The organism is Pedobacter ginsengisoli, from assembly GCF_002736205.1.
In the GTDB taxonomy this organism is placed as follows: domain Bacteria; phylum Bacteroidota; class Bacteroidia; order Sphingobacteriales; family Sphingobacteriaceae; genus Pedobacter; species Pedobacter ginsengisoli_A.
This window is the reverse complement of record NZ_CP024091.1, coordinates 3079987-3105116: the sequence shown is the minus strand read 5'-3', so window position 1 is coordinate 3105116 and position 25130 is coordinate 3079987. Positions and strand designations below refer to the sequence as shown.

Genomic DNA, 25130 nt, shown 5'->3' with positions numbered 1-25130 from the left:
TTACATAAAAAAGCGCCTGTATCATAGATGAAGATACAGGCGCTTTTTTTAATCTAAATTTGTGATATTTATTTGAACGATTTTAAGTCAACAATTTTATCGTTGTCGCTGGGTATTAAATGTGATATCCCTTCTTTATCTCTATCCCATTTATAGTTCTCCTGAATCCACACAAATAGTTCATTCCCTTTTGCAGTAGGTATAGTTTTCAAAGCTTGATCAAAAACTTTTCCTGTTGGATAATGAACCTGAAAGAATGATTTTTCGCAAAGGAAAGCCAGTGTTTGCTTATCAGGAGATTTTAGCATAAACTCACCCTGGATTCTTTCATCTTCATTTTGTCTTTTAATTAAGAAAACTTTGGCGTTAACATTTGTAACAAAGAAGTCGTTATTAACTAAATAACCGTCTCTGCCGGTTTTGATAATTCCTTTGGTATATACTTTATCATTTTTACCCTTAGATGCTCTGTAAAGGCTAATTACTTCAGGTTTTTTATCAGCTATGCTAATTAGATAAACAGGAGCTTCGAGGCCTGAATTATCTGCAATTTGAACCAATAAAGTAGTTTTTTGAGTGTTTACATATTCAGCAGTAGAAAATTTGCCTATTGCAGAGGCTTTATCGGCTGGATTTGTTTGGATTTGAATAACGGTATCTTTGTATTTTACACTAAAAACCTCTGTTGCTTCTTCAGCTGCTTTTTTATCACCTTCGGCAGTAATAAGCGCTAAGGTGTCGCCTCTAGTTTCAGGATAATAGTTGAATTTTTCTGTTGCAGTTAATACTCTTGGCGAGTAAGTTGCGGCATTTTCTTTATTGCCTTGACAGGCTGAGAAAACAACGGTTGTTAAAAGGGCGTAGAAAATAGTTTTCATAAATTTTGAGATAAAGAAATATTTTGGTTAGAACAAAGTTAAATTCTGACATTAAATATCCAAATATATCTTCGTAACATTGGTATTAGGAAAAAATAATACCACTTTATATTAAGAGATGCTCAAACCTTACAAAAGTTCAGATTTTAAATTATTGAAGAATTGGGTAACCGATGCTGAACTTCTGCTTCAATTTTCCGGTACAGATTTTACTTTCCCTCTTATTGAACAACAAATAGTAGACTACAGAATTAAACATTCAGATCGCTGCTTTTATATAGGATATACTCAGGATGGTTTGCCATTTTCATTTGGCGAGATTATCGCTCAGGAAAGTGGCTACCCCAGACTAGCCAGGATTCTAATAGGGGAGCCAAGTCTTCGGGGTCAAGGATTGGGTAGATATTTTATAGAACTCCTAGTAGAAGAATCTAAGCGACTTTATAACACTAATACTGTTGAACTTTTTACAGGGGAAAAGAATTATGCGGCAATCAGATGTTATGAGTCTGTCGGTTTCAAATTCTTACCAGAGAAAAGTAAAACAATGGTACATGAAGAGATAAGTTACGATATTCATAAAATGGTTTTTACATATGAATCTGGAGAATGAAAGTAAACTATATTACTCTTTTGCAAACTTTAATATACGAAGGCCTAAAATACTTCCGTATATAACAAATGCAGCCATCAGTAGTGCAATTGCAATGAAAATAAATACGTAGCGGCCACCATTAATGATGTTGCAATATATCGGTATTGCAGTTAAGAGTACGAGTGCCAAACTGCAAACTATTGTCCATCGATAATTCCAATTTTTGTCGAAGTGATAAAAGCCGGTAAACATGAGATAGAAGATACTCCCATATCCAATAATCCCTAGTGCCGATGTCTCAAGATTTAACAGGGCTATCAAAAGATAGGCAAACATTGGGAATGAAAGTTTGTCGCCTAATGCCACTACAAAAAATCCGTAAAATAGGGGGAAAATTACCTTCATAAAGGTTAATTTGTTAATGATGCAGTTGTCTATTTTCATAATTGATCTGATATTGATTTGGGCAAGTTAAATGATTAGTTTTACTCTACTTTTGACAAAAATCAAAAAAGATATGGCTGATGATATCCATTCTTCAATTTTTAAAAAGCTTCTTGCTATCCAGTCAATTAATGATGATGTTATTTCTGATATTCTCTCAAAAAGTAAAACATTGAATGTTTGTAAGAAGACATATTTGCTCTTGCCAGGGGATATTAGTAAACATGCTTATTTTATCAAGTCTGGTGCTTTACGAAGTTTTTATATCGATTCTGATGGGAATGAAAAGGTATCTTGGATCTTAATAGAGAATGATATTGTTGTTTCTGTTAATAGCTTCTTTACTGGAAACCCTTCAGTGGAATACCTTGAAGCAGTAGAGGACTGCGAGCTTCTTCAATTGAGTAAAAGTCATCTGGAGGAAATCTACACAAAACATCCACAGTTCAATTATATTGGAAGAAAACTGATTGAGACATATTATGTAAGATCAGAGGAACAGGCAATTTCTTTACGCACATTATCTGCAAAAGAGCGATACGAACATTTTTTATCTCATGAAGGATATTTACTTAATAGAATTCCACTTGGATATATAGCCTCTTATCTTGGGATGTCTCAGGAAACATTGAGTCGTGTCCGTAAATAATTTTTTTGATATGCGGGTAGAATGCGTGCTTTGTGCAAAGTTATGCTAGTACCACATCCCAATATGACATAACTGAAATTGCAAGATAACTCCATGTTTTTATCGTAAAAATATGGATTAGACATGGACTTACCATGGACTCAACATGGACTTTGATAAAGTTGTAATGGCTATAAACGTAAGAGAGCTCACATCGGTTGGAAAGATGATCGCCAGTATCAAAATCATTTAGGATAATTTACCCCTAGAGGCGAATGCCCCAGACTTTCTAGTGAAAACATTATATTTGACCTACCATTTATATAAACTATTGAAATCAATCCATACCTTTTACTACAATTTAGAAAGTTCTGCCTTATGTGTACAGAGGAAGATATGGGGTCGTTATTTTAATGAGCTTTCAGGAATGAGGGTTATTAATGCATCAATAGGTATGCTGATCATCCTATGGCTGTTTATAGCAACTAAATACTTAGACCTGAATTTGTATCTGGTCTTTGGGCTAGCCTTAATACCTTTTCTATCATGGCTATCTTATCATTTCACAAAAGCTTACCGATCCAAAAGTGCCGCTGATAAGATTGAAGACTTTAATGCATTAACACCTATTATCAAATGGGCTTATCTAATTTATGTAACATTCATTATGGTTGTGGCACCAATTCTTATATTGTTGGCCATCGCAATGTCAATGTTTAAGTTGTTGTAATGTCTTGGTGTATCATTAGTGCATTTACGCCGAAGGGGGATTTGAAAAGTATAAGTTTCTTATATTTATACCAGCATGCTACTAAGATTTTATTACTTCTGTTTCCTCTACTTTTATAAAGACAAACCTGAGAGTTGGGATGGATGGTTTAGAGCGCTATTATTAGTGGAATTAACCATCTTTGGTATATGTATGTTACTTGGGTTGCTAATCAATAAATCAGTACTACATCTTACCCCGTACACCCGGGTAGTAAGCATTGCATTAAACATTGTTATCTTAATAATATTGTACTATGTGTTAGCAGCAAAGGGAAGGCATGAGAATATATATGATGAATTTATAAATCATCACTGGAATACTAAGCGAACCCGTATAATTTGTTGGGGGATTTGGATCTCTAGTTTACTATTGCCAATGGCAATTGCGGTTTATTACAAAGGTTATATAAGTTGGCAATCTTCATAATATTCCAATCCATACCCCTTTGTAAAAAGGTTGCTTAGACCGCGAATGGGCAGGAATAAATATTGGATATTGACACGGCATACTCAATCATATCTCTTTGATTATCATGCTGAAAAGTCCGTATATTAGTTAGCATGAAATACCAAATGTCCAGCGGTGCCTTTATTCTGGCTATACTTCTTTCTATAAACATATGTTCCGGGCAGGAAAAGGAAGAACGTGATACCATCTTTCTGAAGAAGCCAAATGCTGAGGGACATTCTGTGTATATAGACAAGAACTGGAAGGAATCACCATATTTTGCTGCACTGACAAGTCTGGACTATACTAACACTGATAAAGCATATCTAGTAGATATCAAGGCGCTCCAGAAATACAAAAGGGCCGAGAGGCAACCAATTGATCTGGGTAAGCTACCTCATAATTGGATACGGCTTCATATGTACAAAGGAAAGTTTTATCTCTACTCCCCCTCTAATGGGTCTCCACGAAGGATTGCATTAAACGACAGTACGATGATTGTAAATGAAATGGAAAGGACTGTATCTTTGATTAACAATGTGAAGCAAACTGGTAAGTATGTTTATAGTGTTAATGTTACAAATTTCAAAGGCCAATCGTACACATTTCAGATTCATTTGATCGATCCGGCACAGGGAATAGCTGTATTTGAAGATATTTTTGAAAAGGGTTGGTATTCGCTTATGGTGACCGCTGAGCAAGCGCATCGTTTTCCACTTGTGATTAATTATACTCCCATTCATATGGAACCCGAATTTGTGTTTGATACGCCAGACCTTAAAGAATTGCTAAATAATGAACAATAGTGATTTATGCCTGTGGTCAGCCTGATATTTTCATTCCTAAATTCAGGCTTGCGCTCTTTTGGTGCATAAGAGAGGAAAGCCCTCTTTTAGTCATTTGTTTATAAGGTAAATATGTGTAGTGACCATCTACAAACTGCATTGCGGGTATTCGTGCTATTAAACACCTGTGGGTTCTGCACAAAGCCAGACGTACTTGCGTACTTTTCCAGTTGACACCTTCACTCCATTCGCAGGCGGTGAGCAGAAGCTATTTGAATGTAATATTCTATATAGCCTTTGTCTGCTAGAAACTTAAAAGCATCTTTAGCTTTATCTTTCAAAATGTAGCACTTCATAATTTGATATACTCCTTTTTTTCTGTATCTCCTGGGTACTGCTGTACCTTTTAAGACAAAAACCCCCTCCATAAATCTTGAAGGAATTACGTTCATCAGGTTATTACCTTTTGGTGCTAGTTTAAGAATCTTTGTGTATAGGCTTTTTTTGTAAATTAGGTGTGGATAAAAACAACTTTGCCAATTCGTAATGGATATAGTTATAGAAACAAAACGACTAATTTTGAGAGAGTTAGAATACTCAGACGAAAATGATTTGTTTGAAATGGACTCTGACCCAGAGGTCCATTTGTATATTGAAAATAATCCTGTTAAATCTATTGAGGAAATAAGGAAAGTGATTGAAATGCTAAAAAAGCAATATGTAGAAAATGGAATTGCTCGTTGGGCGGTTGTTGACAAAGTAACTAATGAATGTATCGGCTGGGCAGGGCTAAAATATTTTAGAGAACTTTTGAATAATCACTTTAATTTCTACGAGCTTGGCTATAGGTTTAAAAGAAAACATTGGGGCAGAGGTTTTGCTACCGAAGCGTCTACCGTAATATTGGATTTTGGATTTAAAAATCTCAATATTGACAAAATTTATGCAATAACAGACCCGAATAATGTAAATTCAAAAAAGGTATTGGCTAAATTAGGCTTTGACTTGCGAGAGACTTTTGACTATGAAGGTGATCCGATAGATTGGTTTGAATTGAAAAAATCAGATTGGGAGAATAAAAGCTAGATTTCTAATTAACAACTGACCAAAGAAAGGGAAAGTTTCTGTTATACAGGATTTTAATTCCTACATTGTAATACAAGTAGCAGAATTATTAACACATGCTACTCCTTAGTTTGAATCTAGCTAGTTGTTGCAAGTGAAGAACATCGATTTAGAAAAGGGATTATTACAAGTAACTAATAAGAAAAACGATACAGTAAGAACTGTAGTTCTTTCCTCTAAAGCAGTAGAGCTTATATCAATTATAAGAGAGAATACCATCTCAAGGGGGATAACTATTGAAGGAGGTTTGTGGCTATTCGGTGGGCACAATGTATTTAAATCTGGTAAACCACATTCTTTTAAGGAGCTTGGAACATTGATGAGGAGGTTTAGGAAGGCTTATCCACAATTTGCAGGAAGAACGTTATATGAGCAAAAGCATACTTCCATTAGGCATCAATTCAACAATGGGGTAGACCATTATCTTATAAAGGAAAGAGCAAACCATAGCAGTATAGGTACCACAGAGATATACCTTCAATCAACTCGATTAGTGGAGGATTATGAATTTAATCTGAAATAATAAGGTGCTAAATTGATGTTCTATTTGTTAGATAATGAGGTATTATACGTCAATAATCTAAGTGATTATCTATTCTATTTAAATATGTATTCTGTTGAGGAGGAAAATGATTAAGTTTACTTTATGCTTCTCAAAATTCTACTTACGATAACAGATTTTACTGATACAGCAAAGCCAACCGCAATAGTTGTAATTGTATTTTCAATTGTTTTTACAATCTTTACTAATATTGTTAATAAGAAAAATTCAGGTAATCCTGCAAAATCTATTTTTATCTTATAGATATTTTTATCCTAAAGGGATGTTTTTCAAGTGAATCATCAGTTTTTGACCCTCCATGTAGAAATTAAATGAAAACGCTGTTAATATTATTTGTTCTATTCGTAAATATATCAGTTTCTTACGCCCAAGATAGAATTCAAACTCTAGGTGAGGGTATAGCATTACTTGGCACTTCTAAGCAACATATTACAGAATATTTAAAAAATAAAGACTTTAGTAAAACTAATAGCTATAAAAACATTTATGATTATGGTAAAGGTGAATTTACATATTCAGTTGGTTATGAACTTGACAAGGTAGTTGTAGTCAGCTGGAATGAGTACATTGGAATGTACAACTCAATTCTTGGCGAATTAATTAGTTTAAACTTTCAACTAATCAAACCCAAAAATGGCACATATACAAGCATCTTTCGTTATGAAAACATTGAAAGTAATATTCTCATCACGGTGATTGTAGGTAAGAATATAAATAAGGTTATTGTTTACCCAAAGGACCCTTCAATACCCATAAAAATTCCAACTAAAAAAGATGATAGCAGAATTGAAACACCAGTTGGATTTAGAAAGTTTACCGATTTAATTGTACCAGAAGATGATGAGCAAAAAACAGGAAAAATAGCTGTTCGGATTAAAATAGAAAAAAGCGGTAACGTGATCGATGCTACGGCAGGTGTTAAAGGGACTACGTTAAACGATAAGGAATTATGGCGGAAATGTGAAGAGGCTTTAATGCGTGCTCATTTAGTCTCATCAGAAACTGCCCCTGATATTCAAATTGGTGTAATTGTTTTCAACTTTAAAGTGAAGTAGTGGTTGCCAATCCACCTTATATGTTTTAAAAGCATACTTTTAGCTATTAGAGTAGGAATTATAATTAACAGGATTATTAATCATTTCATGCTTGAAGTATATCTAATGTATTGAACTACAGCTTGATCGATGGATTGAAACAAAGAAAGGGATGTCGCATCCACGCACATCCCTTATCTAACCAAATATAAACCTGTATGAACGGGTTTTACTTTAAGTTTCCGTAGTACTCTACGAATTTAGCTAATGCATTAGAATAGCCCCATTCGTTATCATACCAAGAAACCACTTTAACGAAGTTGTCATTCAATGAAATACCAGCTTTTGCGTCAAAAATAGATGCATGAGCATCGCCGATAAAATCAGAAGAAACTACTTCGTCTTCAGTATATGCCAATACGCCTTTCAAGTCACCTTCAGAGGCAGCTTTCATGGCTTTTTTAATGTCTTCATAAGTAGCAGGTTTTTCCAAACGTACAGTAAGGTCGACTACAGAAACGTCGGCTACAGGAACGCGGAAAGACATACCAGTTAATTTACCTTTCAATTCAGGAAGTACTAAGCCTACTGCTTTTGCAGCACCTGTTGATGAAGGGATAATGTTAGAGAAACCACCACGGCCACCTCTCCAGTCTTTAGCTGAAGGTCCGTCAACAGTTTTTTGTGTTGCAGTTACCGCGTGAATAGTGCTCATTAAGCCTTCTACGATACCAAAGTTATCATTTAATACTTTAGCTATAGGAGCTAAACAGTTGGTAGTACAAGATGCATTCGAAACGATAGTTTGGTCAGCAGTAAGTTTTTCATGGTTAACACCCATTACATAAGTAGGAGTGTCGTCTTTTGCCGGAGCAGAGAATACAACTCTTTTTGCACCTGCAGCAATGTGTTTTGCGCCATCTTCTTTAGTTAAGAATAAACCAGTTGACTCAATAACAGTTTCTACGCCAACTTCATTCCATTTTAAGTTTGCAGGATCTCTTTCAGCAGTGATACGGATAGTTTTTCCGTTTACTACAAGGTTCCCGTTTTCTACAGCGATAGTACCATCAAAACGACCATGAGTAGAATCATATCTTAGCATATAAGCCATGTAATCTGGCTCAACTAAGTCATTGATTGCAACGATATCTAATCCTCTTTTTAAAGCAGCTCTAAAAACAAGTCTGCCGATACGGCCAAAGCCGTTTATTCCAATTTTGCTCATCTTATTAATTTGAATAGTAGTTTAGTAAATTATATATTGGTTCTTTAGTTATTGATGTTATTTTTAATCCGTGTTTTTCTGCTGTTTCTCTTAATTGCTCCTGAAAAGTTCCGGCAACAAGCCCTACAAAATGAATGTCTTTTCCAGGGTGTAGCTTTATTGTAGGCAGCAGATATATTTTGAAGTAACTTTCAAACGCTTTATCTATAAGGTCTAGTATATACTTATGGTTGCGATGTTCCAGAAAGAAGTCAAAAAACGAGCTGAAAAATTGCTGCGCCATTGGCTTTTTGTAAACACGCTCAAGTATTTGTGGCCTGTCCAGGTTATACCTTACTTCAAAATCACTTTGTAAATCCTTAGGTAGTTTTTCCTGGAGAAATGCCTTTACAATAATTTTACCTAAATAAGTTGCAGAGCCTTCGTCACCTAGAATAAATCCCAGGCCAAAGTTGTTTTTCTCAGGGCTTTTGCCATCAAAATAAGCACAGTTAGCGCCACTTCCCAAAATACCTACAATGCCAGTGTTGTTGTAACATGCTGAAATTGCCGCACCAAATAAATCATCCTTTACAGTGATTTTGCTATATTTAAAGAAAAGGCCAAGAGTTTCTGCCAATTCGTTTCTTCTTTCTACAGAGGAAGCTCCGGCAGCAAACACATATATTTTCTTTATGCTTTCGGCATGATTAATTAGTGTAGCCTTTTTATTTAAAAACTGCAGTATTGCTTTTTGATCATTAAAACATGGATTAATACCAGGCATAGTACACTCAGCAATGGTTTTACCATCACGTGCAATTTTCCAGTACGCTGTTTTTGATCCGCTATAAACTACTGCAATCATATTTATATTGATAAGACTTTAGTCATTTCCAATAAATCACTCTCCAATTTAAAGCTATGCTTTGTCAGTGCTTCTTCAATAGTGGTTGTAAGTATATCATTACCACGTAAGCCTACCATTTGCATGGTGTTACCTTTTAGAAGTTCATTTACAGCGGCAAAGCCAAGTCTGCTTCCAAGTATCCTGTCGAAACTACTTGGGCTGCCTCCACGTTGAAGATGGCCTAAGATAGTTACTTTTGTATCATAGTGATTAAACCTTTCTTTAACTTTTTTCGCAATATCATAAGCCCCACCAGCTTTATGTCCTTCAGACACAATAACTATGCTCGAAGATTTTTTAGTTGATGCGCCTGCTTCCAGCTGAGCTACCAATTCATCAACACTGGTGTCTCGTTCAGGAAGTAGAACAGCTTCAGCACCACTTGCAATTGCACTTCTTAAAGCAATACATCCAGAATCTCTGCCCATTACTTCAATAAAGAACAATCTATCGTGTGAGTCGGCTGTATCTCTGATCTTGTCAATAGCTTCAATAACTGTATTTATTGCAGTATCATATCCTAAAGTAAAGTCTGATCCGTATAAATCGTTATCGATGGTTCCAGGAATACCCATAACTTTTACACCATGTTTTTTTGCAAAGCGCTGAGCTCCTGTGAAAGTTCCGTCTCCGCCGATAGCAATTAGCCCGTCTATGTCTCTTGCTTTTAAGTTTTCAAAAGCTGTATCCAGTCCTTCTTCTGTTTTGAAATCCAGACAACGCGCTGTTTTTAATATTGTACCTCCAAGATGGATAATGTTACTTACGGACCTTGCATCCATCGGATTAATATTATTGTTTATTAATCCCTGGTATCCCTGCAAAACTCCAAACATATTTATACCATTGTATATTCCGGTTCTTACTACAGCTCTAATACAAGCGTTCATTCCCGGAGCATCTCCTCCAGATGTCAATACAGCAATATTTTTGATATTTGGTTTCATGATTTATTATACGAATATAGGGTGTATTTTTTACACTAAGTAATTTATTTTTAATTTTCTGTGTAATTTGGTGACAAGTATATTTATTTGCTTTAATATTTAAAAATTTAATACATTGAAACAGAACTACCAGTTCGGGTTTGAACCCGGCTCCAAAGGAATGGAAAAAAAGTAAAATAGAAGCATACTAATTGTAAATGTTATATATTGCTAAATTGGTATTCTTATCTATCTTTATGGATAATTATATGCTTGAGTTATTGTATAACGAGTAATTAACGTAATTAATATTAAATATTTTGAAAGAAGTTTTACCACAGTTTGATTCCACTTTTTCGATTGATTGTGTGGTGTTTGGATTTGATGAAGGAGAATTAAAAATCCTTTTAATTGAGAGAAATGAAGAGCCATTTAAAGACTGGTGGGCGTTGCCAGGTAACATTGTTGGAGAAGTGGAAAGTTTAGACCAATCAGCTTCCAGGATCTTAAACGAGCTTACCGGCCTAAGTAACATTTATATGGAACAATATTACACCTTTGGCGATGTTAACCGACATCCACAGGGAAGGGTAGTAAGTATTGCCTATTATGCACTTTTACGTTTGGGCGGAGATAAGGCCGTCAAGCCAATTAGTACCTATGCAAAACGTGCTCACTGGATTAATGTGAAAGATTTGCCAAGACTGGCGTTTGATCATCAGCAGATTTTTGATAAAGGTCTCGAAAAAATAAAGCGCCGCATTAAACATCAGCCAATAGCGTTTGAGCTTTTACCGGAGAAGTTTACACTAACCCAGCTACAAAATGTTTATGAAATTATTTTAAATAAGAAATTGGATAAAAGAAATTTTAGGAAAAAGATGCTAAGCTTTGGTGTGCTAAGAGATCTTCAGGAGAAGCAACAGGGTGTTTCATTTAGGGCAGCTACCTTGTATAAATTCGATAAAAGAAAATATGCTAAATTGTTTGAAAAGGAGATTTCTTTTTAAAATTCTCAGTAAAAATAAAAGCCCTAAAGTGTTATTCTTTAGGGCTTTTTTTTTGTGCTTATTGCAGCTATTATCTGTTTGCCACCTGTAAATGGTAATCAACCAGATCATCTATAGGTGAGCGGATAATTTTACCAACCCCCATTTCGTATCTGTCTGCTACAACGCTTAATATATCTCTAAAGCTATAACCAACTGAACCTACACAGTTTAGCTTGTGCTCTTTATAGTTAGGGTAATGAATTACAAGGTTTTCAAAGAAAGCAGTAAATGCATACTCAACAGTTGAGAAAGTGTAATCCTCATAATTGTCTTTAAAGTCATATAAGAACTTACTAAAGCTAGCGCAGAAGCGATTTGGCAATGGTTTGTTATAAATATGATCAAAGATATCTTCGTTAGTTAATGCAAAGTTGTCGTAGAAGCTTTCTCTAAGTCCTTTAGGCATATAACCTTTCATGTAATCTGAAAGAATTCTTTTTCCGATAAAACAACCACTTCCTTCATCGCCAAGGAAATATCCTAGCGAGTCGATGTTTAAAGTGATATCTTTTCCATCATATAAACATGAGTTTGTTCCTGTTCCTAAAATTGCTGCAAAACCTGGCTCGTCACCTAATAATGCTCTGCATGAAGCTAACAAGTCGTGCCCAATATTAATTACGGCATTAGGGAAAACCTGTTTCATTGCATCCGCAACAATTTTACGTTTGGCATCTGTTGAACAGCCTGCTCCATAATAATTTACCTCTTTCAACTTGTCGGTTTCCAAGTGATCCGGTAACGTTTTTCTTAATGATTCTACTATATATTCTGTGCTTGAAAAATATGGGTTGTAGCCCTCGGTATTAAAAAGAATTTTTCTACCAGCCTCATTAAGTAAACACCAATTGGTTTTAGTTGAACCTCCGTCTGCAATAACTATCATCTTAATTTGATTTTTTCGGGATAAAAGTAAATAATCCTACAACTCTTGTATGGTTTTTTTTCATAAATTTAATTTTTTAGTTTTGGTTAGTTTTTAATTTTCTGCCTTTTAGGTGCTAAAAACAGTGTTTTTTCTAATTTTGCTCGTGATTTTTAGGTTACCATATTGTTAAATAAACACTAAGGCTAAAATACACTTGTTATTTTAAAATCCAAATTATAAAATACCCTGTTTTTTTTAATCTAGGTTACAACCGCTATAATAGTAGTTTTTTGTTTAAAAATGAACGATATTATCACTTTTAAGTATTTAAAAGTGACGATAATTCTTTTTTTATCTAAAAGCGCTATTTTATATTGTATTTTGTAATATTTTCAAACTTACTTTCATTAAGAACATTAAAAATAGTTTTTGTATTCAGTAAAAATAATATGGCAATAAAAGTTGATTTTAGAAGCGATACCGTAACAAAGCCTACGGCCGAGATGCAGGCAGCAATGATGAGTGCAAAAATAGGAGATGATGTTTTTGGCGAGGATGAGACTGTAAATGAGCTGGAAAGGAAATTAGCCGGTATGTTTAATATGGAAGCCGGATTGTTTTGCCCTTCGGGAACAATGACAAATCAGATTGCAATTAAGTGCTTTACACAACCTATGGATGAAGTTATATGTGATCAGACATCGCATGTTTATCGTTATGAAGGGGGCGGTATTGCTTATCACTCTATGGCTTCAGTTCGACTTTTGTATGGAGAAAGAGGAATATTAACACCAGAGCTAATTGAACCGGAAATAAATGAAAGTAATATTCATTATCCGAATTCTAGTCTGGTTGTTTTAGAAAACACAGTGAATAAGGGCGGGGGTATAGCCTATACTTTAGATCAAATAGAGCCAATTCATACATTGTGCAATATCAAAGGATTGAAACTACACTTAGATGGTGCAAGGATATTTAATGCTTTAATAGCCACGGGTGACCATGCAAAAGATTATGGTAAATATTTTGATGGAATATCAGTGTGCTTGTCAAAAGGACTTGGTGCTCCGGTAGGATCAGTTTTGCTTGGATCTGCAGCAACAATTAAAAAGGCAAGGAAGATACGCAAGGCGTTTGGAGGGGGGATGCGGCAGGCAGGTTTTTTAGCTGCAGCAGGTATTTATGCATTAGACCATCACGTTTCTCGTTTATCAACAGACCACCAGCATGCCGCTGCGCTTGCAGATGCCTTAAATAAAGTTAATTATGTATCTTCTGTAATGCCGGTTCAAACAAATATTGTATTATTTAATGTAGCAGCCGGTTTTAGAGCTGAAGATGTTGTTCATCTTTTATCTGAAAAGGGGATTGCTTGCATTGCAACCAGCCTCAATACAATCAGGATGGTTACGCATTTGGATGTATCGTCAGAAATGGTCGATATGGCTATTGATAAGATCATGCACATGCAGCCAATTACCCATAAATAATTTTAATAATGAATAAAATCCTTATAGCAAATAGAGGGGAGATAGCACTGCGCATTATGCGTTCTGCACGTGAAATGGGAATAAAAACAGTTGCAGTATTTTCGGAAGCGGACAGGGATGCCTTGCATGTGCTTTATGCTGATGAAGCCATTTGTATTGGTCCGCCGCCATCAAATCAATCTTATTTATCAGGTGAAAAAATAATTGAGGCCTGCAAAGCTACCGGCGCCGAAGCAATACATCCTGGATATGGGTTTTTATCAGAAAATGCTGGCTTTGCAAGATTAGTTAAAGAATCAGGATTAATTCTGATTGGACCAACTCCGGAAGCAATGGAGATTATGGGTAATAAATTATCTGCAAAGGCTGCTGCCTTGAAATATAATATTCCTATGGTTCCTGGTACGGAACATGCAATTACAGATGTTGAAGAAGCAAAGATAAGAGCGGTTGAAGTTGGATTCCCAATACTGATTAAAGCGGCCGCAGGTGGTGGTGGGAAAGGAATGAGAATAGTAGAAAAGGCGGCTGACTTTGAAGAACAAATGAAGCTGGCTGTAAGTGAAGCTACTTCAGCATTTGGTGATGGGTCAGTATTTATAGAACGTTATGTTTCATCACCACGTCATATAGAAATTCAAATTCTTGGTGATACTAATGGCAATATTGTTCATTTATTTGAGCGTGAGTGCTCAGTTCAAAGAAGGCATCAAAAAGTAATTGAAGAAGCCCCATCCAGTATTTTAACTGAAGAAACACGAAAAAAAATGGGTGAATGTGCTGTGGATGTAGCACGTTCTGTAAACTACGTTGGTGCAGGAACGGTTGAATTTATTTTGGATGAAAACCTCGATTTCTTTTTTCTTGAAATGAATACCAGGCTTCAGGTAGAACACCCGGTAACTGAAATGATAACTGGTTTGGATCTTGTAAAAGAACAAATAAAAATAGCAAGGGGTGAAAAACTTTCCTATAAACAGGGTGACCTAAGTATTAAAGGTCATGCCATAGAACTGAGGGTATATGCCGAAGATCCTGAAAATAATTTTTTACCGGATATAGGTATACTGGAGACATATACTACCCCAAAAGGGAATGGAGTGCGCGTTGATGATGGTTTTAAGCAAGGAATGGAAATTCCTATTTACTATGATCCAATGATAGCAAAATTAATTACCTATGGAAAGGATAGGGAAGAGGCAATTGAACGTATGATCCGTGCAATTGATGAATATGACATTACAGGTATAAAAACTACCCTTGCTTTTGGGAAATTTGTAATGCAGCACACCGCTTTTAAAGAAGGTAATTTTGATACCCATTTTGTTGGCAAATATTTTAATGCCGAAAGTTTAAAAAATGAGAATGAAGATGAGGCTCTTATGGCAGCTTTAATTGCAGTAGCTTCATTGAAAAAGCCTGATGTGGTGCAGATACAGAAAGACGTAGCCGCAGCGAGCAACTGGAGGAAAAATAGAATTAAGTTTAATTAATAAATATGTTTACGGGAATAATAGAAACACTTGGTGAGGTTACAGATATAATATCAGAAGGAACAAACAGGCATTATATTGTAAAATCAAATTTAAGCAATGAGTTAAAGATAGATCAAAGTGTTTCGCATAATGGAGTATGTTTAACAGTAGTTGCCTTATCAGAAGATACACATACAGTTACTGCAATAGAAGAGACATTGCAAAAAAGCAATCTTGATAAACTAAAAGTTGGGAATAAAGTAAATCTGGAACGCTGTATGCTAATGAATGGTAGATTGGATGGACATATAGTTCAAGGCCATGTAGACCAAACAGCAGTATGTATTAAGAGAACAGAGCTGGACGGAAGTTGGGAGTATAGGTTTAAGTATGATGCTAACAGGGGGAACGTTACTGTAGAGAAAGGTTCTGTATCTGTTAATGGTATTAGCTTAACCGTAGTGAACTCAGAAATTGATGAATTCTCTGTATTTATAATCCCCTATACGCATGAGCATACCAATTTACATGAGGTTAATGTAGATGATACTGTTAATCTGGAGTTCGATATTATTGGTAAATACGTTGCAAGGTTGGTAAACAGGTAATTATCTTTTTAACTCTGTAATCTTGTTTTTGATAAAACCAATGAGCTTTGGCTGCTCTTTTGGGTCAATTGTTTTTAAGTATTGCTCATAGTAGTCAATTGCACTTTTCTTATCACTAAGCTTTGTTTCATAAACCAAAGCAATATTATACAGCAGGCTTCCATTATTTTCAAATTGGAGGCCTTTTTTGTAAGCCACATTTGCCTCTGTATTTTTGCTTACTCCCTCAAATGAATCGCCAAGTAAGCCATAATAACTGGCAATTTTGGTTGATATGCCTTCTTGTATCGCTTTTTCTAAATAAGGGATAGCATTTTTGTAGTCTTTTAATCCTCTATAACTAAGTGCAATACTGTAAAATAATGTTTCGCTATCCATTGATTTACTTTCTATAGTTAAAAAGTTCTTTAGCGCATTTTTATAATCGAGGATGAAAAAATAAGATTTCCCCAGGTTATTAAGTACAAAAGTGGAACTGTCACCATAGCTTAATAATTTTTCGCCAGTTTGGATAGCCTCATCATACTTTTTACTTGCCATGCTAATAGGCATTTTCATTTTTAACAATTGCAGATTTGTACTGTCAGCTGTTAAAGCTGGTTGTAAAATATTGCTAGCCTTGTCAAAAAGGTTCAGTTTAAAATAGAGCTCACATAAATCAAATACTACATCAGGGTCAATGGGATTTATTGCATTTGCTTTCTGAAGGTAGTCGATTTTTGCCTTGCTCATTTCTCCTTTATCCAAGCTCGCTAATTGCTTGTATACAGTAAAGTTTGTACTATCAATTTTAAGGATATCCAGGTAATACGCTTTAGCTTTTTCATCATTGCCCCTTCTAATATTTATCCTTGCCAAACTAAATAATGTAGGTAAATTCTGAGGTTGTTTTTCGTATAGCTTTAAATAATTCTTTTCTGCTTCGGGGAGTTTACCGGCCATCATATTGGCATAGGCAAGCTGCGATATCTCTTTTTCATCCTGAGTATCTTCAGCATAAATGCTTTGTAAATATTGTGCCGCTTCAATATATTTTTGAGTTTGGTAATACTCAAGTAACTTTTCATTATCCAGAACAGCTTTAGTCTGTCCATAAGTGATCTGAAAAAAAATAACTGCAAAAAATATAAGTAGTGCTCTTTTCATGCGGGTAATATATTAAACAACTAAAGTATTAGTTATTTGTTGGTTATGCAAGTTTTATCCCTATTTTTTTACGTATATAACGATGTTAAGGTGTTCTAATTATAAAAAAGGTAAAACATATTGGCAAGGTAATTGGTTGAATAAGAATGTAAATTGAATATTAATTTTAACTAAAATACGAATATGGATACTTTAAAGAAGTTCGAATTGATGCAGAAAATTGTAAGAGAATTAGAAGACTTACAGCACTCTCAACAGGCTATTATTCAAAAAATAGGGAAAATTGAAGTTGACAATATAGAGCTTGGAGATAAAAGATTAGAAAAGGATTTGCCCGATATGCACCAGCGTGTTTCAGATAACTTGGATACTATTGTAGGTATACTGGAATATTTTGCAGATAAAACCCAAAACTTTGGTAATAAGAATAATGTTGATGCATTAAAAGAGCAGCAAGCTATAAACGACGCTACCGGTAAATAGAAAACTATTTTGCATCTACGGGCAGATATATGCAAAAGGATGACCCTTTACCTGGTTCACTTTTGACTAAAAGTTTACCGTCATTTTTTTCCATAAATTCTTTGCATATAACCAAGCCCAACCCGGTGCCTTTTTCATTCATGGTGCCCCGCGTAGACAGGTTTTCTCCATTAAATATTTTTTTGAGGGCGGTGTCGGACATCCCGACACCGTTATCTTTTATACATAGCTCAATAAAGCCTTCTTTTTTATACACGGCAGTAATGTTTATCTCGCAATTTTCATTACAAAATTTTATTGCGTTGCTTAAGATATTTCTAATTACAATTTGTATCATGAGTCTGTCAGCATAGACCATTTCACCAGGAAAAACATCTTGTATTATTTGAATATTTTTCGCTTCAGCAGCCGGTAAATGATAATCGATTTCGTTGACAAGCATGTTTTTTAAATCAAATAAATCTTTATCAATCCCGTATCCTTTTAATTGGCTTCTTGACCAATGCAAGATATTTTCTAAAAGCTCTGTAGTGTACGAAATATCTTTATTTAAATTGGGGGCCAGAACTTTAAACTCGTCAATTGTAATGATATCATCTGTAGTCATTTTTAATATTTGAGCAAGGTTAACCAATGGACCTCTTAAATCGTGAGCTATTATTGAGAATATTCTATCCTTTAATTGATTGAGCTGCTGAAGTTCTATAGTTTGCGATTTAAACAACAAAGCTTCTTTTCTCAGCGTAGTAAGATCCTGTACTTTTATAATTACCGCTTCGCTATTTAATTTAAATTGATTTTCATTTAAAGTCTTAATCTTAGCTTCCAATTCAAATGAACCATTTTCGTTTTCAACCTTTAGTTCAATTTTTCCCGACTGTCGGTCTTTTATCAATGCTGTAAGTCCATCATGATCGGGGAACAGTGTCTCAATCTGGCTTCCTATAATTTTATTTTTCTTTATATTGGTTATGTATTTTCTGAAGGAAGGGTTATAATCAATTACCCTGTTTTTGCTATCCAGAATAACGAAACCGTCTTGCATTAGTTCCAATACCTTTTCTCTTGCTACAGGCAAAATATCGAACAGCTTAAACCGATAGATTGCAATAGCAATTAGTACTATAGTAAGTATAAAAGCAAAGGGAGTAACATCAAGCTGGCCAAAAGGTCTGAAGCCTAAAAAATAGGATATGTTTGTTATCCATGGTATAAATGCAGCTATGATTATACTATAGTTTTGACTTTTATAAATTGGGTCTGATTTACGAAATGTGACGATTAAAAGATAACTACCAATGGCCATCAGCAAATAAAAATATACGGTGAATATCCAATATGATGGTCCCATTTCAAGTGCAACCATTGGAAAATCTCCTGTAGTATCCATCCTGTAACCTTTAAAATGCAGATGATGATAATCATTTGTCCAAACCATTAATGTGGGGATAACTGCAGTGGCAATTAGAATAGCTAATCTGATCTTATTCTGATACCAATGTTCTTTTCCTGATAACTTTAAGCAGAATAGAAACCATGTTATTGGTAGGGTAGAGATACCAATATATTCAATACTTATCCAAAATTTTGCCTGTTCAAGTGTGGTGCTGGCCAGTTCTAAGCCATACGTTAATGACCATGCAGCACTAGAGAACATCATAATACCAAAATAGCGAACTGCTCCTCCTTCTTTTTTATAGATGTAATAAGATAGCAATAGGCTTGTAGTGCCAAATAAAATCAGGACAATCGCGTAGAAATTAAATGTAAAATCCATTTAAAAAATATGAGAATAAACAATAAGGGATAGAGTTTTGGCAATAATATTGATGTAGTTCTTTTCGGATAAAACTACGTAATTTAGTTACAAATTAAAAATATTGTTAGTTTTACAGAGATAATTTAAATATCACCCTAACCCTTATATTATGAAAAAAATCGTTTTATCGGCATTATTCATTTGCTTTAGCGTTACTGCTTTCAGTCAGGTATTACCAAGTTTTCAATTCGGTTTGAAAGCAGGAACTAACTTGTCGAAATTGAGCAAGGAAAACACATTAAGCAGTGACAACCGAGCTGGTTATTATGCTGGTCTTTGGGCGCGTATTGGTGCCGCAGGCATTCACCTACAACCCGAACTTTATTTAAGCGGTAAAAATACTACACTTAAAGATGGTAACGGAGCAGAAAATAAAGTGAATTTTACTAGTCTTGACGTTCCTGTATTGGTAGGAACAAAATTTGGTGCCGCAGGAATCGGACTTCGTTTAAATACCGGACCAGTAGTGTCTTTTATTTTGGATGATGAGCAGTCATTTGGAGATGCTGCAGGCAGTGCTTTCAAAGGAAATTTCAAAGGACAAAATATCGCATGGCAGTTTGGTGCAGGATTGGACATCTCTAAGCTTGGAATTGACCTGAGATATGAACAAGGATTGTCAAAAATTGGAAAAGATGGTTACGATGGACAAAAATTAAGTCTCTTTACTTTGGGCTTAGCTTACAGACTGTTCTAGTAAAATCACAAGTTATTAACATTTTGTATAAAAGGGTAAACAACTGATGTTTACCCTTTCTTTTTGGCTTTAAAATTGATGTTGCTTCCTTCCCTAACTTAATTTAAAGTGATCATGAATATCAAAGAACTATTGCTAAACGGCCAAAGCTTCTCGAAGCTGCTAAATCAGTTCTCAATTGAGGCAGATGATGTGAAAATTCAGGATGAAGATGTCCTTCTTGCTGATCATAAATTAGAACACAAGGAGATTGTAAAAGAAAGTATTTGTATTGAGGGTAAAAACAAAGATGGTATCATTAACTTCTTTGGTACTTTACATTACAACTTACTAAATAAGCTAGCAGTATTCGAAATGCATGGATTTGAACAAATTTCGAAGCCCCAGGTATGCTAAGTGTTTTTTAAGACCTCTTTGATTTCATATTCAAACGCCCCTTTTATTGGGCGTATAGGAGTTTCTTTGGAGTCACTTAATACTTTAATATAGCACGCGCCAAAATAGAATATAAAAGAAGAGTAGAATACAAATAGCATAATTAAAACAATAGACCCCGAAGTGCCATAAATATTCCCAATTCCACTTAGGGGAAGCATTATCCTTAATATATATTTACCAATTGTAAATAGTACTGCTGTTAAAAGGCCTCCTTTTAATGCTGCTTTCCATGTAGGCCGGCCATTGGTTAAAAATTTAAATAGTACAGTAAACCAAATCATAACAATAGCTATAAACAATAGCTGATTTAATATGGATAGGAATATTTTTCCGAAAGTGGGGGCAGCTGTGTTAATGTAGGTGCCTACAAATGCCTGTATACCGTCGGTAATAAATCCTGTAGTAAATAAAAGCCCTGCTAATAAAATGATTACCATTGATCGAATCCTTAGCTTCATTTTAAACATAAAACCTGCATGTTCTTTATTTGCGATAGACCAGATCTGATCCATTGAATTTTTAATTACAGTGAAAAGAGTGGTGGCAACAAATAGAAAAAAAACAAAGCTTAGTAAAGTAGCATACCATTGATGCTCAATTCCTCTTATGTTCCTTAAGGTCTGCCTTATTTGACCGGTACTTGTATCATCTAAAATACTGGCTAAACGTTCAAACATTCTTGAAGCAAGTATTTTTCTATCGATAAAATAACCAAAAAGCCTGATTAGTATGATAAGAATAGGTGGTAATGCAAAATTTGCAAAAAATGCTGTGGCTCCGGCTAAACGTAATGGATCGTTTTTTTGAAATAACTTAAATGCAGCCTTAAAATGTGTAAAAAACAGCACAACTCTATTTACTATATTAATTTCCATTTCCACATTATAGCCTTAAACCCCGAAAGTAGCTATTTTTTTTAAATGAAAAGGATAAGTATAAAAAAAGGCATTTAACAAAATGCCTTTTTTTATTGCTATAAATTATAAGTTTCCTCTCAGTTCCTGCTCACGTTCAAGAGATTCAAATAAGGCTTTGAAATTTCCAGCACCAAAAGATTGAGCTCCTTTGCGTTGTATTATTTCAAAAAATAAAGTCGGACGGTCTTCAACCGGTTTAGTAAATATTTGAAGTAAATAGCCTTCTTCATCACAATCTACAAGTATACCAAGTTCTTTTAACTGTACTATTTCCTCATCAATTTCACCAACTCGTTCCGGCATCATATTATAATAGGCTTCAGGTGGTGCACTTAAAAACTCAACCCCTCGAGCTTTTAAGCTTTTTACTGTAGCTAAAATATCTTTGGTAGCTACGGCAATATGTTGCACCCCTTCGCCCTCATAAAATTCCAGATACTCTTCAATCTGTGATTTCTTTTTGCCTTCTGCGGGCTCATTGATCGGAAATTTGGAAAAACCATTCCCATTACTCATTACCTTGCTCATTAAGGCCGAATATTCTGTGTTTATCTGTTTGTCATCAAATGAAAGGATATTTACAAAGCCCATTACATCTTCATACCATTTAACGGTTTCATTCATTCGGTTCCAACCCACATTACCTACACAATGGTCTATATAAAGTAAGCCGGCGTCAGCAGGATTGTAATCACTTTTCCAATCGCGGTAGCCCGGTAAAAAAGAACCATTATAATTTTTACGCTCAATGAACATATGAACCGTTTCACCATAGGTATAAATACCAGACATGCGCACCTCACCATGCTCATCAGTTTTAGTAATAGGCTCCAAGTAAGGCTTGGCGCCTCTTTTGGTAGTTTCTTCAAAAGCGCTATAGGCATCATCTACCCATAAGGCTAATATTTTAACACCGTCACCATGTTTTTTAACATGTTCCGATATTTGATTGTCCGAGTTTAATCCTGTAGTTAATACCAGTTTTATTTTTCCCTGTTGTAATACATAAGAAGCCCGATCGCGTACTCCTGTTTCTGGGCCAGCATAAGCCAGCGACTGGAAACCAAAAGCCGTTTTATAAAAATGCGCAGCTTGTTTAGCATTCCCAACATATAACTCAATATAATCTGTTCCATTTATTGGAAGAAAATCTTGAGCTCCGGCAATCTTTTCTGCAAATGTTTGTGTACTCATTTTAGTTTTTTGAATAATAAGTTAGCTTCAGTTGTTTTAATCTTGTCTTTCCTAAAAAAATCTGTGTTATGAGCTGACATGCAAAATCTTCCCTTCAAGATTTTGAGGAAGCGAGCGACAGCTGAATTTTTTACTCTATATTTTCCTGCCAGCTTTTATGATAACTTTCGTCTTCAATATTAACTGCATCTTCAGTCAGCATTAAAGGCCTAAAAGGATCAATCATAACAGCAAGCTCTTCTGTACTTTCTTTGCCAATGGATTTTTCAACAGTACCCGGGTGAGGGCCATGCGGAATACCGCCAGGGTGTAGCGTAATTTGTCCTTTTACTACACTCTTTCTGCTCATAAAATCCCCATCAACATAATAAAGTACCTCATCACTATCCACATTGCTGTGATTATAAGGTGCTGGAATAGAAAGAGGATGATAATCGTATTTGCGCGGAACAAAAGAGCAGATTACAAAATTGTGTCCTTCAAAAGTTTGATGAACCGGTGGTGGTTGATGTAAGCGGCCTGTAATTGGCTCAAAGTTGTGGATAGAAAATGCCCATGGATAATGAAAGCCATCCCAACCTACAAAATCAAAAGGGTGAGTACCATAGGTGTAAGGATAAATTAACCCTTGTTTTTTAATCAATACTTTAAAATCACCAAATTCATCAATAGTTTCAAGATCGGTTGGGCGCTTAATGTCGCGCTCACAATAAGGCGAGTGCTCCATTAGCTGGCCGTATTCATTACGGTAACGTTTAGGAGTACGGATAGGGCTAAAACTCTCTACTATAAACAAACGGTTCTTTTCATCATTAAACTCCAGCTGGTAAATAGTCCCACGGGGTACAACTAAATAATCTCCATATTCAAATTGTATCTTACCAAAGCCTGTTTTTAAAGTGCCACTGCCTTCATGAATAAAAATTACTTCATCTGCCTGACTGTTCTTATAAAAATAATCAGTCATTGATTTTCTCGGAGCTGCCAGCGAAATATGTAAATCGCTGTTTACTAATACCGGTTTGCGGCTAGTCAAATAATCATCCTCAGGTTTTATGTTAAAACCAATTAGGCTGGTGTGGCGTAAATGTTTTGCACGTGCAATTTTAGGCTCAACAGAATATGGTTTTCCCAAGTTCTTTACAATAGTTGGGGGATGACAGTGGTAAACGAGCGAATATAGGCTTGAAAAACCTTCAGTAGAGACCAGTTCTTCTGCATACAACTTGCCATCCGGTTTGCGAAAAACGGTGTGGCGTTTAGCAGGTATAGTTCCTAAGGTATGATATATGGGCATAGCAGTAGGTATTTGGTTAAAATGTAATTTAATAACGATTAAAACATATAAACGTTTTAATTAAAGCCTGAAGATTGGGGGGCTTAAAGGGAATATTGCGCAAAAATGATTTTAGAAAGCATAGCATATCTATACGAAGCCAAAGCTTGTCTGGCTACCTGATTCTGATATATAAAATTACTTTGTATCATTTTTCTTTTGCGGAAGCTAAATTAAGTATTTTATTTTATAACCTGTTTGCTTTATTTTTTATATAGCTTTGAATAACTACAAAAAACTACTGATCATATGAAACTGGTATCCTATAAAACAGAAGACAGAGAACACCTTGGTGTTTTTGTAAACGGACACATTTACAATTTAAACTCATGCGATAAACAATTGCCTGATGAGATGAATGCTTTTTTACAAGGTGGAGAAGTTTTAATGGAAAGAGCAAAGAAGGTCGATGCAGAAATCAAATCTGGAGCACTCTCACCAAAAGAAGAAGTCTTTTTTGAACTACTTGCTCCGGTACCTCATCCAGCCTCATGCAGAGACGGTTATGCATTTCGTCAGCATGTTGCGGCAGCCCGCAGAAACCGTAAAGTTGATATGATTGCAGAGTTTGATCAATATCCAATATTCTACTTTACGAATCATAATGCTATACAGGGGCCAGGGGAGATTGAATGTATGCCCGATCATTTTGAAAAGCTCGATTTCGAATTAGAAGTAGCCGTTGTAATAGGTAAGAAGGGAAGAAATATTACTGCTGCTGAAGCTGATAATTACATTGCCGGTTTCACGATTATGAACGATATGAGTGCCAGGACATTACAAATGGAAGAAATGTTATTAAACCTTGGACCTGCAAAGGGCAAGGATTTTTCTACCGTAATAGGACCATGGCTGGTAACCCCGGATGAATTGACAGCATACAAAACTTCAGCAAAACCAGGGCATACAGGTAATGCTTATAACCTTCAAATGACGTGCACAGTGAATGGTAAACAGGTATCTGCAGGAAATATGGCAGATATGGATTGGACTTTTGCTGAAATTATTGAACGTTGTGCCTATGGAGCTGATATCTTACCTGGAGATGTAATAGGTTCAGGTACTGTCGGTACCGGATGTTTTCTTGAGTTAAACGGTACCGGATTATTAAATGATGCAAACTTTAAACCTCAATGGTTGCAGGATGGTGATGTAGTGGAAATGGAAATTACCGGGCTAGGTCATTTAAGTAATACCATAAAAAAAGTTGATACAGATTTTTCTATCCTGGCTTTGAAGAAGTAAATTTTGACATGTACTTATCATCTCAACTATAGGAGAGATGACGTTATAC

General features: G+C 35.3%; 26 protein-coding genes. 15 read left to right on the top strand and 11 right to left on the bottom strand.

Going from position 1 to position 25130, the window contains the following annotated elements:
• Positions 1-68: 68 nt before the first annotated feature.
• Positions 69-878: a hypothetical protein gene (locus CPT03_RS12850; protein WP_099439226.1), complete on the bottom strand. Its 810-nt coding sequence runs from the start codon at positions 876-878 to the stop codon at positions 69-71.
• Between the two features lie 118 nt (positions 879-996).
• On the opposite strand from CPT03_RS12850, the gene CPT03_RS12845 reads away from it, so the two are divergent.
• Entirely contained in the window at positions 997-1491 is a 495-nt protein-coding gene (locus tag CPT03_RS12845; RefSeq protein ID WP_099439225.1) for a GNAT family N-acetyltransferase, read from the top strand.
• A gap of 12 nt (positions 1492-1503) precedes the next feature.
• On the opposite strand, the gene CPT03_RS12840 is transcribed toward CPT03_RS12845, so the two are convergent.
• Entirely contained in the window at positions 1504-1917 is a 414-nt protein-coding gene (locus tag CPT03_RS12840) for a hypothetical protein (RefSeq protein WP_099439224.1), read from the bottom strand.
• 52 nt (positions 1918-1969) lie between these two features.
• Here CPT03_RS12840 and CPT03_RS12835 point away from each other — a divergent pair, with 52 nt between their 5' ends.
• From CPT03_RS12835 to CPT03_RS23115, 6 genes are all read left to right on the top strand, one after another.
• The gene (locus CPT03_RS12835; protein WP_157766431.1) at positions 1970-2566 is read left to right on the top strand and encodes a Crp/Fnr family transcriptional regulator; all 597 of its coding nucleotides are present in this window, start codon (positions 1970-1972) and stop codon (positions 2564-2566) included.
• 310 nt (positions 2567-2876) lie between these two features.
• The gene (locus CPT03_RS12830) at positions 2877-3275 is read left to right on the top strand and encodes a hypothetical protein (RefSeq protein ID WP_099439222.1); all 399 of its coding nucleotides are present in this window, start codon (positions 2877-2879) and stop codon (positions 3273-3275) included.
• A 602-nt stretch (positions 3276-3877) separates the two neighbouring features.
• Complete coding sequence (locus tag CPT03_RS12820; protein WP_099439220.1) at positions 3878-4570, top strand: hypothetical protein; 693 nt, start codon at positions 3878-3880, stop codon at positions 4568-4570.
• A 525-nt stretch (positions 4571-5095) separates the two neighbouring features.
• On the top strand, positions 5096-5635 hold the full coding sequence (locus CPT03_RS12810) for a GNAT family N-acetyltransferase (RefSeq protein ID WP_099439218.1): 540 nt from the start codon (positions 5096-5098) through the stop codon (positions 5633-5635).
• A 133-nt stretch (positions 5636-5768) separates the two neighbouring features.
• Positions 5769-6197, top strand: coding sequence for a tyrosine-type recombinase/integrase (locus CPT03_RS12805; protein WP_157766430.1), 429 nt, complete (start codon positions 5769-5771; stop codon positions 6195-6197).
• A gap of 350 nt (positions 6198-6547) precedes the next feature.
• Complete coding sequence (locus CPT03_RS23115) at positions 6548-7291, top strand: hypothetical protein (protein ID WP_245869830.1); 744 nt, start codon at positions 6548-6550, stop codon at positions 7289-7291.
• A 208-nt stretch (positions 7292-7499) separates the two neighbouring features.
• Here CPT03_RS23115 and gap read toward each other — a convergent pair whose 3' ends face one another.
• Genes gap through pfkA form a run of 3 tightly spaced genes read right to left on the bottom strand, consistent with a single transcriptional unit; the run spans position 7500 to position 10334 of the window.
• On the bottom strand, positions 7500-8498 hold the full coding sequence (gap, locus tag CPT03_RS12795) for a type I glyceraldehyde-3-phosphate dehydrogenase (RefSeq protein WP_099439216.1): 999 nt from the start codon (positions 8496-8498) through the stop codon (positions 7500-7502).
• Positions 8499-8502: 4 nt separating this feature from the next.
• The gene (locus CPT03_RS12790; RefSeq protein ID WP_099439215.1) at positions 8503-9345 is read right to left on the bottom strand and encodes a hypothetical protein; all 843 of its coding nucleotides are present in this window, start codon (positions 9343-9345) and stop codon (positions 8503-8505) included.
• Positions 9346-9347: 2 nt separating this feature from the next.
• A complete protein-coding gene (pfkA, locus tag CPT03_RS12785) occupies positions 9348-10334 on the bottom strand; it encodes a 6-phosphofructokinase (protein ID WP_099439214.1) in 987 nt (328 codons plus the stop codon).
• Between the two features lie 299 nt (positions 10335-10633).
• Here pfkA and CPT03_RS12780 point away from each other — a divergent pair, with 299 nt between their 5' ends.
• A complete protein-coding gene (locus CPT03_RS12780; protein ID WP_099439213.1) occupies positions 10634-11323 on the top strand; it encodes an NUDIX hydrolase in 690 nt (229 codons plus the stop codon).
• A 70-nt stretch (positions 11324-11393) separates the two neighbouring features.
• Here CPT03_RS12780 and CPT03_RS12775 read toward each other — a convergent pair whose 3' ends face one another.
• Positions 11394-12251, bottom strand: coding sequence for an N-acetylglucosamine kinase (locus CPT03_RS12775; RefSeq protein ID WP_099439212.1), 858 nt, complete (start codon positions 12249-12251; stop codon positions 11394-11396).
• Positions 12252-12682: 431 nt separating this feature from the next.
• On the opposite strand from CPT03_RS12775, the gene CPT03_RS12770 reads away from it, so the two are divergent.
• Genes CPT03_RS12770 through CPT03_RS12760 form a run of 3 tightly spaced genes read left to right on the top strand, consistent with a single transcriptional unit; the run spans position 12683 to position 15806 of the window.
• Positions 12683-13723, top strand: a complete 1041-nt coding sequence (locus CPT03_RS12770; RefSeq protein WP_099439211.1) for a threonine aldolase family protein — start codon at positions 12683-12685, stop codon at positions 13721-13723.
• Positions 13724-13731: 8 nt separating this feature from the next.
• Positions 13732-15216 (top strand): acetyl-CoA carboxylase biotin carboxylase subunit, encoded by a 1485-nt coding sequence (gene accC / locus CPT03_RS12765; RefSeq protein WP_099439210.1) that lies wholly within the window; start codon positions 13732-13734, stop codon positions 15214-15216.
• A gap of 5 nt (positions 15217-15221) precedes the next feature.
• The gene (locus CPT03_RS12760; protein WP_099439209.1) at positions 15222-15806 is read left to right on the top strand and encodes a riboflavin synthase; all 585 of its coding nucleotides are present in this window, start codon (positions 15222-15224) and stop codon (positions 15804-15806) included.
• On the opposite strand, the gene CPT03_RS12755 is transcribed toward CPT03_RS12760, so the two are convergent.
• Positions 15807-16952 (bottom strand): tetratricopeptide repeat protein, encoded by a 1146-nt coding sequence (locus CPT03_RS12755; protein WP_099439208.1) that lies wholly within the window; start codon positions 16950-16952, stop codon positions 15807-15809.
• A 183-nt stretch (positions 16953-17135) separates the two neighbouring features.
• Here CPT03_RS12755 and CPT03_RS12750 point away from each other — a divergent pair, with 183 nt between their 5' ends.
• Complete coding sequence (locus CPT03_RS12750; protein ID WP_099439207.1) at positions 17136-17435, top strand: hypothetical protein; 300 nt, start codon at positions 17136-17138, stop codon at positions 17433-17435.
• 4 nt (positions 17436-17439) lie between these two features.
• On the opposite strand, the gene CPT03_RS12745 is transcribed toward CPT03_RS12750, so the two are convergent.
• Positions 17440-19212: a histidine kinase N-terminal 7TM domain-containing protein gene (locus CPT03_RS12745; RefSeq protein ID WP_099439206.1), complete on the bottom strand. Its 1773-nt coding sequence runs from the start codon at positions 19210-19212 to the stop codon at positions 17440-17442.
• Between the two features lie 151 nt (positions 19213-19363).
• Between CPT03_RS12745 and CPT03_RS12740 the strand changes: the two genes are divergently transcribed.
• Positions 19364-19951: a porin family protein gene (locus CPT03_RS12740; protein ID WP_099439205.1), complete on the top strand. Its 588-nt coding sequence runs from the start codon at positions 19364-19366 to the stop codon at positions 19949-19951.
• A gap of 114 nt (positions 19952-20065) precedes the next feature.
• Complete coding sequence (locus CPT03_RS12735) at positions 20066-20347, top strand: hypothetical protein (RefSeq protein ID WP_099439204.1); 282 nt, start codon at positions 20066-20068, stop codon at positions 20345-20347.
• On the opposite strand, the gene CPT03_RS12730 is transcribed toward CPT03_RS12735, so the two are convergent.
• The 3 genes from CPT03_RS12730 to CPT03_RS12720 form a co-directional block, all read right to left on the bottom strand.
• Positions 20344-21264, bottom strand: coding sequence for a YihY/virulence factor BrkB family protein (locus CPT03_RS12730; RefSeq protein ID WP_099439203.1), 921 nt, complete (start codon positions 21262-21264; stop codon positions 20344-20346). The genes CPT03_RS12735 and CPT03_RS12730 overlap by 4 nt on opposite strands.
• A gap of 105 nt (positions 21265-21369) precedes the next feature.
• On the bottom strand, positions 21370-22500 hold the full coding sequence (gene hppD / locus CPT03_RS12725; RefSeq protein WP_099439202.1) for a 4-hydroxyphenylpyruvate dioxygenase: 1131 nt from the start codon (positions 22498-22500) through the stop codon (positions 21370-21372).
• Between the two features lie 130 nt (positions 22501-22630).
• On the bottom strand, positions 22631-23797 hold the full coding sequence (locus tag CPT03_RS12720) for a homogentisate 1,2-dioxygenase (protein WP_099439201.1): 1167 nt from the start codon (positions 23795-23797) through the stop codon (positions 22631-22633).
• Positions 23798-24085: 288 nt separating this feature from the next.
• On the opposite strand from CPT03_RS12720, the gene CPT03_RS12715 reads away from it, so the two are divergent.
• Entirely contained in the window at positions 24086-25081 is a 996-nt protein-coding gene (locus tag CPT03_RS12715; protein WP_099439200.1) for a fumarylacetoacetate hydrolase family protein, read from the top strand.
• Positions 25082-25130 lie beyond the last annotated feature (49 nt).

What these genes read in the sequence shown, in the direction of transcription:
- hppD (WP_099439202.1), bottom strand. Translation starts at nt 22,500, where the DNA reads ATGAGTACACAAACATTTGCAGAAAAGATTGCCGGAGCTCAAGATTTT.
- CPT03_RS12740 (WP_099439205.1), top strand. Translation starts at nt 19,364, where the DNA reads ATGAAAAAAATCGTTTTATCGGCATTATTCATTTGCTTTAGCGTTACT.
- gap (WP_099439216.1), bottom strand. Translation starts at nt 8,498, where the DNA reads ATGAGCAAAATTGGAATAAACGGCTTTGGCCGTATCGGCAGACTTGTT.
- CPT03_RS12850 (WP_099439226.1), bottom strand. Translation starts at nt 878, where the DNA reads ATGAAAACTATTTTCTACGCCCTTTTAACAACCGTTGTTTTCTCAGCC.
- CPT03_RS12775 (WP_099439212.1), bottom strand. Translation starts at nt 12,251, where the DNA reads ATGATAGTTATTGCAGACGGAGGTTCAACTAAAACCAATTGGTGTTTA.
- CPT03_RS12820 (WP_099439220.1), top strand. Translation starts at nt 3,878, where the DNA reads ATGAAATACCAAATGTCCAGCGGTGCCTTTATTCTGGCTATACTTCTT.
- CPT03_RS12790 (WP_099439215.1), bottom strand. Translation starts at nt 9,345, where the DNA reads ATGATTGCAGTAGTTTATAGCGGATCAAAAACAGCGTACTGGAAAATT.
- CPT03_RS12730 (WP_099439203.1), bottom strand. Translation starts at nt 21,264, where the DNA reads ATGGAAATTAATATAGTAAATAGAGTTGTGCTGTTTTTTACACATTTT.
- CPT03_RS12750 (WP_099439207.1), top strand. Translation starts at nt 17,136, where the DNA reads ATGGATACTTTAAAGAAGTTCGAATTGATGCAGAAAATTGTAAGAGAA.
- CPT03_RS12760 (WP_099439209.1), top strand. Translation starts at nt 15,222, where the DNA reads ATGTTTACGGGAATAATAGAAACACTTGGTGAGGTTACAGATATAATA.
- accC (WP_099439210.1), top strand. Translation starts at nt 13,732, where the DNA reads ATGAATAAAATCCTTATAGCAAATAGAGGGGAGATAGCACTGCGCATT.
- CPT03_RS12770 (WP_099439211.1), top strand. Translation starts at nt 12,683, where the DNA reads ATGGCAATAAAAGTTGATTTTAGAAGCGATACCGTAACAAAGCCTACG.
- CPT03_RS12715 (WP_099439200.1), top strand. Translation starts at nt 24,086, where the DNA reads ATGAAACTGGTATCCTATAAAACAGAAGACAGAGAACACCTTGGTGTT.
- CPT03_RS12845 (WP_099439225.1), top strand. Translation starts at nt 997, where the DNA reads ATGCTCAAACCTTACAAAAGTTCAGATTTTAAATTATTGAAGAATTGG.
- CPT03_RS12810 (WP_099439218.1), top strand. Translation starts at nt 5,096, where the DNA reads ATGGATATAGTTATAGAAACAAAACGACTAATTTTGAGAGAGTTAGAA.
- CPT03_RS12735 (WP_099439204.1), top strand. Translation starts at nt 20,066, where the DNA reads ATGAATATCAAAGAACTATTGCTAAACGGCCAAAGCTTCTCGAAGCTG.
- CPT03_RS23115 (WP_245869830.1), top strand. Translation starts at nt 6,548, where the DNA reads ATGAAAACGCTGTTAATATTATTTGTTCTATTCGTAAATATATCAGTT.
- CPT03_RS12720 (WP_099439201.1), bottom strand. Translation starts at nt 23,797, where the DNA reads ATGCCCATATATCATACCTTAGGAACTATACCTGCTAAACGCCACACC.
- CPT03_RS12745 (WP_099439206.1), bottom strand. Translation starts at nt 19,212, where the DNA reads ATGGATTTTACATTTAATTTCTACGCGATTGTCCTGATTTTATTTGGC.
- pfkA (WP_099439214.1), bottom strand. Translation starts at nt 10,334, where the DNA reads ATGAAACCAAATATCAAAAATATTGCTGTATTGACATCTGGAGGAGAT.
- CPT03_RS12755 (WP_099439208.1), bottom strand. Translation starts at nt 16,952, where the DNA reads ATGAAAAGAGCACTACTTATATTTTTTGCAGTTATTTTTTTTCAGATC.
- CPT03_RS12840 (WP_099439224.1), bottom strand. Translation starts at nt 1,917, where the DNA reads ATGAAAATAGACAACTGCATCATTAACAAATTAACCTTTATGAAGGTA.